Origin of the sequence: Bartonella sp. CL71SXKL, assembly GCF_042194935.1 — a bacterium.
Taxonomy (GTDB): domain Bacteria; phylum Pseudomonadota; class Alphaproteobacteria; order Rhizobiales; family Rhizobiaceae; genus Bartonella.
In genome coordinates this window covers 1-554 of the sequence record NZ_JBHINI010000151.1, presented here as the reverse complement: position 1 = coordinate 554, position 554 = coordinate 1, and the positions used below count along the sequence as shown (strand labels likewise).

Genomic DNA, 554 nt, shown 5'->3' with positions numbered 1-554 from the left:
TTTTTGGTAATACCGTAATAGCCATATAAGCCGTTTTTAACCACACAAACAACTTTTAAACACCAGCGTGATTCACGCCACACGTGAATTGCGCGCAATGTAGGAAATCAAGATGAGTGAACAAAACACTAACCTAATAGAAATTGAAGAAACACATCATGTAGCCGTCGAACAAACTGTCATGGAACGTATTTTAAATAAAGCCTTAGACAGTGACGTCGATATGGATCGCTTAGAGCGTCTTCTTGATTTAAGAGAACAAGAGATAAAACGACAAGAGCGCCAAAATTTTGTCCGTGATCTTTCGGCTGTGCAAATGGCATATAAAAATATCGAACAAAACGCCATTAATAACCATACAAACAGCAAATACGCTACACTTGATCAGTACATTGATGCTGTATAGAAAGGGCTTGCAACATACAAATTTGCTTTGTTTTATCGTATTAAAAATCAAACAGAAAAAAACGTTACCATAGAAATAACTCTGTCTCATCCTTCAGACAATCAAATCTCAACAGAAGGAACATTTCCAATTGACAGTACAGGCTCTA

Annotated in this window: 1 pseudogene; it reads left to right on the top strand. The window is 36.6% G+C overall.

Annotation, left to right across the window (positions count from 1 at the left end):
• Nucleotides 1-112: 112 nt before the first annotated feature.
• Nucleotides 113-554, top strand: a pseudogene (locus ACFILA_RS09990) (ERF family protein); the annotation flags it as partial.